Genomic DNA, 7,663 nt, shown 5'->3' on the forward strand with positions numbered 1-7,663 from the left:
AAGTACAGGATTGGAAATCCTGTTATATAAAGAATTACTCTGCAGGGGTTTCCTCAGGCTCAGCCTTGGGGGCTTCTTCTGACTCAGCTTTGGGGGCTTCCTCAGGTTTCTGGGTATCCTCTTCCCCGTAAAAGCCGCTTTCCGGCTTTATGTCGATTTTCCAGCCGGTCAATTTAGCGGCAAGGCGGGCGTTTTGGCCTTTGTTGCCGATTGCAAGGGAAAGCTGGCTGTCCGGCACGGTCACACGGCAGGCGTGGCTGCCATCTTCGGCAGGCTCTACAGAAAGCACATTGGCAGGTGAAAGTGCATTGGCAATGAATTTCTGCGGGTCGTCGCTGTACTCGACAATATCGATCTTTTCGCCGCCCAGTTCATCCACGATTGCGCCGACACGGCCGCCGCGTGCACCAATGCAGGCACCCACAGCATCCACCGCCGGGTCGTGCGACTCGACAGCCAGCTTTGTGCGGGAACCGGCTTCGCGGGAAACAGCCTTGATTTCAACAGTGCCGTCGTAAATTTCGGGCACCTCGGTCTCAAACAGGCGCTTGACAAGGTCTGGGTGCGTGCGGCTGATAATGGCGTGCGGGCCTTTTTCGGTATCGCGCACATCTACCACATAGACCTTGATATGGTCGCCGTCGCGGAACTCCTCGCTGCCGACCATCTCGCTGCGGGGCAGGATTGCCTCACTCTTGCCGATAAGCACGGTCGCCGCACCAGAGCGCGGGTCTACCCGCTCGACCACGGCACTGACCAGCTCCTGATGTTTCGACTGGAATTCCTGCAGCATTAGGCCGCGCTCTCCCGCGCGGATTCCCTGGCGGATAACGCCGCGCGCCTGGTGCGCGGCAATACGGCCGAATTCCTTTGTATGCAGCTGTACACTGACCTGGTCGCCGACAGCACAGGTGGGGTCGATTTCGCGCGCTTTTTCCAGCAGGATTTCATTATTGGGGTCCAGCACATCGTCTACGACTTCTTTACGCAAAAAGACCTCAAACTCATTTTTCTTTTCATTTAAGCTGACGGTCACGTTGTCGTTGTCGTAGCTGTTTTTGCAGGCAGTGGTAATCGCCTTGCAAATCTGCTCAACCATGTAATCTTTTGGAATTCCGCGCTCTCTCTCGAGCATCTCCAGCGATGCTACAATTCCGATATCTTCCTCACTCGTCTTCATTGTTTTCCTCCATCGTGTCATCGTCGTACAGTTTTACCCACGCGGTATCTGCCAAGGGGACTTCCATGGTTTCGCCCTGCGGATTCTGCAGGGTAATGGCCCCGTTTTGAGAAGCAAGCAGCGTACCAACCGCCTCACGGCTGCCGTCTGCAAAGGGACGGATAAAGCGCACCCACACCGGCTGCCCAATGCAGGCGGTGAAGTGCTCGGTGCGGGTAAGCTGCCGGTTGATGCCCGGCGAGCTGACCTCCAGCGTATAGGCGCCCGGGACCAGGTCCTGCTCATCCAGCGGATCGCTGACGGCGTGGGTCATTGCCACGCAGTCATCTATGGTGACGCCGCCTTTTTTATCGATGTAAATGCGCAGGTACCAGTCGGCACCCTCTTTTACAAAACGCACGTCCCACAGCGCAAGCCCCAGCCCGGCCGCCAGCGGCTCTGCCAGTGCGCGCACAGCCTGCGCGGTGCCCGGTCCCTTTTTCTTTGCTGCCATTGTTTCACCTCATAAAGCATATAATGCAAACAAAAGAGTGGGTCGCCCCACTCTTTCACCAATCCAGTCTATACCTTAGCTAGTTTAGCATAGATGCCGGAAAATTGCAAGATATTTCGCAAAACAGCGGCTTTACGCCGCTGTTTCTTAGCTTTCCAGCTGCTTAGCCAAAAAGCCTGCTGCCACCTGTGCCAACAGGCCGCTGCTCTGGGGCGGTTCTTCTCCGCCGGAAAGCAGAATCACCGCGCCATTGACATCGCTCTGCGCCAAAATCGGGCACACGGCGGCCGCTGTGCACTCCATTCCCTCGACCGGGTGCAGCTCCCTGCCCTGCGCCTGCACAAAACTGCGCCGCGCGCCGAGACAGTCCTCCAGTTCTTCGCTTACCCGGCGCTCTAGGTACTCTCTTTTAGAGACACCCGCTGCCGCGACGATATGGTCCCGGTCACAAATAAGCGCTGGCATGCCAGCTGTCTGGCTTAAGACCTCTGCCATTTGGGCTGAAAACAGCGACATTTCCCCAACAGGCGAATATTTTTTAAAGATGACGCCACCCTGGTTGTCTGTAAAAATCTCCAGGGCGTCGCCTTCGCGAATGCGCAGCGTGCGGCGGATTTCTTTTGGAATGACAACCCGCCCCAGGTCATCTATCCTTCTAACGATCCCGGTTGCCTTCAATACGAAACATCCCCTTATTCTCATTCATCATTTTCTCAGGTAAGGTTTAGTATTTACAGCAATTCAAAAAATACGCCTGCTGCAGAAATTTGCCGCAAAATTCATACAGCTTTTGTTTGCAAAATAAACTTACTGCTCAGCCGCCTGCCGCAGTGCCGCAACCGCCGCAGCGTAGTCCGGCTTACCCACAACAGCGCTGCCCGCGACACAGATATCCGCGCCGGCTTTTTTTGCGGCGGCAATGGTGCCCGTATTGATGCCGCCATCTATTTCAATCAGCAGGTGCGGTGCGCGCCGCTTTAAAATGCGCACTTTTTCCAGCACGGTGGGGTTAAACTTCTGCCCGCCAAATCCCGGCTCCACGCTCATTACCAACACCATGTCTACCGCGCCAAGGTAAGGGAACAGTGTCTCTACCGGCGTACCGGGATTGATGGAAATGCCCGCTTTTGCGCCGGCCGTGTGTATCTGCGCAATCGTCTGCAGCGGGTTGCCCTCTGACTCTTGATGAAACGTGACCCAGTCTGCGCCAGCTGCAACAAACTGCGAAACATACCGCTGCGGCTGCGAAATCATCAGGTGTACGTCCAGCGGCTTTTGGGTCAGCGCGCGCAGCGACTGCACCATGTGCGGCCCAAAGGTAATATTAGGCACAAAGTGCCCATCCATAACGTCTATATGCACCCAGTCCCCGCCGGCTTTTTCCAGCTGATGAATCTCTTCGCCCAGCCTTGAAAAGTCAGCACCTAAAATCGATACTGCGATCTTCATGGCAGCTCCTCCTTTTTCGAATCCCCATCATTTGCTTTTCGCCAAACTGCAAAAAGCTTTCTGTTTTTATTGTACCACAAATCTGCCCCGGCGAAAACAACCGAAAAAGGCCGGCAGGCATTTTCTGCCCACCGGCCTTCATCTATGATTAAGCGGCTGTCAAAGCTTTGCTCCGCACTTACAGTGTATGCTTTTGCAGGCTGTTTGTGCAGTTCCGCTTTTCCTTTTCAAATTTTATAGATTAAATTTTACAGAATCTTAGGCGACTCTGCGGCTTTCCTCTACTGCAGCACTTAAAGCCTGCCGATAGGCGGCCTCATGGCGACGGCGAATCTCAGCGCGGTGGCGGCGCTCAGCGTGTGCCACACGGCGGTCGTGCGCTTCCCGCAGCATCACTGCCAGCGCACATACGGTCATAATGCCACCCAGCAGAGCCTCTGCAACAGCCAAACCAACGCTTTCCTGCGGCATAACAACAGACATACCGCCCATCGTCAGCAGCAGCGCACATAGGAACCGGCTTTTGCGGGTTTGGGGGCGGAAAAAAGCGCCCAGCACGCATACCCCGGCAATCAGAAGAAGCCCGACATACACACAGCCATCCATTTTTTTCGCCCTCCCATTTTGTTTTGGTTACTATTATGTTAACATTAACCGTTTCATTTTGCAAGTATTTTATTACAAAAAATTCATTTTTTCACCTGTTTGATTACAAAAGGAAAACAAAAAAATACCGCCTCTGCGCGGCGGCTGCCGCTGCAGAAAGCGATATCAAAAGGTTTTCAGGTCAGTTGAGAATATAGATATTCATCGTGCGGCGGCCAAAGCTTTCGCATTCGGCCTCGGTATTCATGTACAGGTCTACTACCGTAGAGCTGCTGTAAATGAATCCCCCGGTATCTGCGGCCACACAGTAGCCGTACACATAGCTGCCGTCTGCCGAAGCAATGTACAGGCGGGTGCCGTACGGAATTTCGCTTGGGTCTACTGCGACCCGGCCGACCGCTGCAGGTGCGCCGGTGGCTGTAGTGCCGCCGCCGCTGTATGCGGTGCATTTGCCGGTAATCACACGGCTGTAGGAAAGGCCGTTTGCTGTTGTTGTCTTTTTGCTGCTTGTGCTCGCAGAAGCACTGGAGGAGCTGCTCGTACTGGAGGAAGCAGAAGAAGCGGTGCTGCTTGCGACGGTCTGTTTCTGCTTGGTGCCTTTCAGCACCACTTTGTTGGTTGCCGCCTTTGTGACAGTTTCAGAAGCAACCGTTGTCTCGCTCGCTTTTCCGTTTATGTACTTCGTGCGCTTGACAACCTGCTTCTGGCCATTGCTGCCAGCAGTCTGTACAGAAGTCTCTCCGGCGGTCAGGCTGCTGTCCTCTTTTGTCACGGTCTCAAAGGGAATTTCCTCTGTTGTGGTGGTTTCCTGGTAGGTCACGCGCGAAACGGTCACGCTGTTTTTCTCGGTGTTTGTGCTCACAACGTCGTTGCTGCCCAAAGTCACGCCGGCCCGGCGCACGGTTTCCTCTGCGGAAACGGCGACCGGCTGCACCACCTGGTACTCGACGCCGTCTGCTGCAACCGTGACGATATGATTGCGCTTGACGGTGAGCAGTGTGTTTTCGGGCATGGGCTGGTCAAGCGGAACATTTACGATATCCACCTGCCCCAGCGTAACGCCGGCGGCTGTCAGCACCTGTCTTGCGGTATCGCCGTAGTGGGCGGTTGTTTCTTTGGTTTGTCCGTCTGCTGTAATGGTGACGGGGAATGCTGTGCGTACATCGACTTTTATTTTTCCTTCCACACTTGTGGAACGCAGGACCAAGTCACCGGTACTTGTGGTGACGCCTGCGGTTTTCAGGATGTCATTCGTGTCACCGCTCGTCAGCATGTAAAGCGTTTTGCTTTCTCCGTCTTTGGTAACGACCGCGCTTTGCGTGGCCGCCATGGCCGTGCCGGCGGTGCCGATACCAAAAGTAACGGCGGCGCCAAGCGCGAGCAACGTTCTGCCTGCCTTATGCATTACTGGTTCACCTGACTCTCTGTGTACATTCTGTGTTTTTACTCCTTCTCGGTCACAACCGCACGCCAACTTCGTGCGGCGGCCGGCCGCTCTCTGCAGCCAACGATTGCATGATACCTGTAAAAAATGTTCATGTCAAATTATTTCATACAAAGATTTTGTATGGTTTGCACAATAAAAAATGAAGAAACAGCTTGTTTCTCCCTGCAGGCCCCCTGTTTTCGGGCTTTTGTCCCGCTGTTTTGGGGGGCGTTTCTGTGCATTATGTAAGAACTTAACTGTTACAATTCTGTAACAAAGATTACATCATCGTTTACTCCCAACTTTTTGTGCAAAAAGAGTCTGTTTATGTGAACCTGTGCAAAAATATGCGCAATTTTTTCGCGCCCAGTGGGGATACAAAATTTCACTGCCGCCCGCTCCCCGCCAAACTGCCCTTGCAGGCGCGGCGCCGCCGCGCCTGACAAAAGCAGAAAGAGGTACCGTTTCCCCGTCCTTTTCAATTTGCGGAAAAGTGAGGGAAAAGTCTTGGCTTTTTTCATTTTGTTTCTATATTTAATAAAATATTTAATAATTTAATCAAAATTAAAAGCATTGTGCATAAAAATAGCCCATACTTTTCAACACTTTTCTGTTGAGAAATGTGGAAAACTATTTTCAGCTTTCCTTGATTTTCCGTGCTTCCCTGCATTTCTGCTGCATTGCCCACAAGGCACAAAACAGAAACCGCGCACGCTTTTTCTTCTGTATTTGTCCCTTGTGCTTATGGCAGGAATTTCCGGTTTTGTTATTTATACAGTCCGCAGTTTTTGGGTTTTGGGCGCAAAAAAGCCTCGGAAGTAAATTCCGAGGCAATGTTTTGTAAAACAGAAATTAACGCTTTGAGAACTGTGGAGCGCGACGTGCAGCTTTGAGGCCGTACTTTTTACGTTCTTTCATTCTCGGGTCACGTGTGAGGAAGCCAGCCTTTTTCAGTGCCGGGCGCAGGCTGTCGCTGTCTACCTGCAGCAGTGCGCGGGCAATGCCGTGGCGGATTGCGCCGGCCTGGCCGGTGACACCGCCGCCGGAAACACGGCAGACAACGTCGTATTTTCCGGTCAATCCGGTCAGCTCCAGCGGCTGACGGACGATAAACTTCAGGGTATCCAGACCAAAGTAATCGTCGATGCTGCGGTCATTGATGGTGACCTTGCCGGTGCCCGGGTACAGACGAACGCGGGCTACCGAACTCTTTCTTCTGCCGGTACCATAGAAATAAGATTCTTTATCATACATAATATACGAGTCCTCCTCCCTTAAAATTCCCAAGCAGTGGGCTGCTGGGCTGCGTGCTGATGCTCGGCGCCTTCAACAGTGCGCAGGCGGGTAAGTGCGCCGCGGCCAAGGGTGTTGTCAGGCAGCATACCCTTAACTGCCTTTTTCATAGCAGCGCAGGGATCTTCACGCATCAGGGTGTCGTAACGGACGTCTTTCATGTGGCCAATGTAGCCAGTGTGATGGTACCAATGCTTCTTTTCCAGCTTTTTGCCGGTCAAGACAGCCTTAGCGCAGTTGATAATAATGACATTATCGCCGCAGTCAACGTGCGGGGTAAAAGTCGGCTTTTCTTTGCCGCGCAGTAAAACGGCGGCCTGGGCAGCCACACGGCCAAGGGGTTTGCCCTCGGCGTCGATGACATACCACTTGCGTGTGACCTCCTGGGCCTTCGCCATATAAGTGGACATGAGCGGAACCTCCAAAATAAAATATTACAATCGCCCCGCCCCGGGCGGGGCAGCTCTCGCTAAAAGCGGTGTGCAGCGCAGAAAGGGCCTGTACTGCAGAGGAATTGCAAATATGATACTACCACAAGGGGACTTTCCTGTCAAGGGCAGAAGGGCGATTTTTTAAATTTACATACACAAATGCTTCTGTTTTCGCGCCTATACCGGCTGTTTTCTGCCTGTAGCTCGCGTGCCATTTCATTTTTTATATTCTTTTTCTATTGCAGCGCACAGGCTGTGCCACTGGCAGTCCCCGCATATTTTTTCAAGTTCGCCGTGCAGAAGCGGCGCGGCTTTTTTCTGCAGCGCACACCACGGCAGCGTCTGCCCCGCCTGCAGACCGCAGACCTGCAGAACAGCGCGGTCATAGCGCGCTGGTTTTTCACTTTCACAGGCTTTTCCCCTGCGGTTTGGGCAGCAGGCACAGAGGCTGTCCGCTTCGGTGCACAGCGTCACCGGCGTTTCCGGTTCCCGCTGCAAAAGAGCCGCTGTGTATGTCATGTTTTTCGTAAATGAGCCGCTGTAGCCTTTGCCGGCAAAATGCGGCAGGCACAGCAGATGATGCGGGCGCAGCCGCAGCGCCTCAGGCGGTCTGGCGTCCATGGTCCAAATGCCCCAGCGCACGCTCCAGCTGCGGCACCAGCACGGTCACCGCGGCAATCTTAACTGCATCGCCCGGCAAGAACGGCACCACGCAGGTAAGTAAAGCCGCCTGCAGCGGCGTATGCGTCACCAAGATAAACCAGCAGCTCCCTAAGGTATAAAGT

General features: G+C 53.7%; 10 protein-coding genes (1 of these 10 only partly in view). All 10 read right to left on the reverse strand.

Annotated features, from left to right (window positions below; genetic code table 11):
- Positions 1–34 precede the first annotated feature (34 nt).
- A complete protein-coding gene (nusA, locus tag LKE53_10225) occupies positions 35–1,180 on the reverse strand; it encodes a transcription termination factor NusA (protein ID MCH3973117.1) in 1,146 nt (381 codons plus the stop codon).
- Positions 1,167–1,673 (reverse strand): ribosome maturation factor RimP, encoded by a 507-nt coding sequence (locus LKE53_10230; GenBank protein ID MCH3973118.1) that lies wholly within the window; start codon positions 1,671–1,673, stop codon positions 1,167–1,169. The genes nusA and LKE53_10230 overlap by 14 nt, the downstream gene beginning before the upstream one ends.
- Positions 1,674–1,820: 147 nt before the next feature.
- Positions 1,821–2,351 carry an AbrB/MazE/SpoVT family DNA-binding domain-containing protein gene (locus LKE53_10235; protein MCH3973119.1) on the reverse strand — a complete coding sequence of 177 codons (531 nt, stop codon included), beginning with the start codon at positions 2,349–2,351 and terminating at the stop codon, positions 1,821–1,823.
- 129 nt (positions 2,352–2,480) lie between these two features.
- Positions 2,481–3,122, reverse strand: coding sequence for a ribulose-phosphate 3-epimerase (gene rpe / locus LKE53_10240; GenBank protein ID MCH3973120.1), 642 nt, complete (start codon positions 3,120–3,122; stop codon positions 2,481–2,483).
- Between the two features lie 258 nt (positions 3,123–3,380).
- On the reverse strand, positions 3,381–3,728 hold the full coding sequence (locus LKE53_10245; protein MCH3973121.1) for a hypothetical protein: 348 nt from the start codon (positions 3,726–3,728) through the stop codon (positions 3,381–3,383).
- A 181-nt stretch (positions 3,729–3,909) separates the two neighbouring features.
- The gene (locus tag LKE53_10250) at positions 3,910–5,133 is read right to left on the reverse strand and encodes a G5 domain-containing protein (protein ID MCH3973122.1); all 1,224 of its coding nucleotides are present in this window, start codon (positions 5,131–5,133) and stop codon (positions 3,910–3,912) included.
- An 873-nt stretch (positions 5,134–6,006) separates the two neighbouring features.
- On the reverse strand, positions 6,007–6,408 hold the full coding sequence (rpsI, locus tag LKE53_10255) for a 30S ribosomal protein S9 (protein ID MCH3973123.1): 402 nt from the start codon (positions 6,406–6,408) through the stop codon (positions 6,007–6,009).
- A gap of 20 nt (positions 6,409–6,428) precedes the next feature.
- Complete coding sequence (gene rplM / locus LKE53_10260; GenBank protein ID MCH3973124.1) at positions 6,429–6,857, reverse strand: 50S ribosomal protein L13; 429 nt, start codon at positions 6,855–6,857, stop codon at positions 6,429–6,431.
- A 237-nt stretch (positions 6,858–7,094) separates the two neighbouring features.
- A complete protein-coding gene (locus LKE53_10265) occupies positions 7,095–7,499 on the reverse strand; it encodes a DUF1284 domain-containing protein (protein ID MCH3973125.1) in 405 nt (134 codons plus the stop codon).
- Positions 7,480–7,663, reverse strand: the end of a protein-coding gene (locus LKE53_10270) for a biotin transporter BioY (GenBank protein MCH3973126.1). 383 nt of this gene lie beyond the right edge of the window; 184 of the gene's 567 nt are visible here — the last part of the coding sequence; the start codon falls outside the window, past its right edge; its stop codon occupies positions 7,480–7,482. Before LKE53_10270 ends, LKE53_10265 begins: the two co-directional genes overlap by 20 nt.

It is taken from the genome of Oscillospiraceae bacterium (genome assembly GCA_022483045.1).
Taxonomy (GTDB): domain Bacteria; phylum Bacillota; class Clostridia; order Oscillospirales; family Acutalibacteraceae; genus Caproicibacterium.

What these genes read in the sequence shown, in the direction of transcription:
- nusA (MCH3973117.1), bottom strand. Translation starts at nt 1,180, where the DNA reads ATGAAGACGAGTGAGGAAGATATCGGAATTGTAGCATCGCTGGAGATG.
- LKE53_10230 (MCH3973118.1), bottom strand. Translation starts at nt 1,673, where the DNA reads ATGGCAGCAAAGAAAAAGGGACCGGGCACCGCGCAGGCTGTGCGCGCA.
- rpe (MCH3973120.1), bottom strand. Translation starts at nt 3,122, where the DNA reads ATGAAGATCGCAGTATCGATTTTAGGTGCTGACTTTTCAAGGCTGGGC.
- LKE53_10245 (MCH3973121.1), bottom strand. Translation starts at nt 3,728, where the DNA reads ATGGATGGCTGTGTGTATGTCGGGCTTCTTCTGATTGCCGGGGTATGC.
- LKE53_10250 (MCH3973122.1), bottom strand. Translation starts at nt 5,133, where the DNA reads ATGCATAAGGCAGGCAGAACGTTGCTCGCGCTTGGCGCCGCCGTTACT.
- rpsI (MCH3973123.1), bottom strand. Translation starts at nt 6,408, where the DNA reads ATGTATGATAAAGAATCTTATTTCTATGGTACCGGCAGAAGAAAGAGT.
- rplM (MCH3973124.1), bottom strand. Translation starts at nt 6,857, where the DNA reads ATGTCCACTTATATGGCGAAGGCCCAGGAGGTCACACGCAAGTGGTAT.
- LKE53_10265 (MCH3973125.1), bottom strand. Translation starts at nt 7,499, where the DNA reads ATGGACGCCAGACCGCCTGAGGCGCTGCGGCTGCGCCCGCATCATCTG.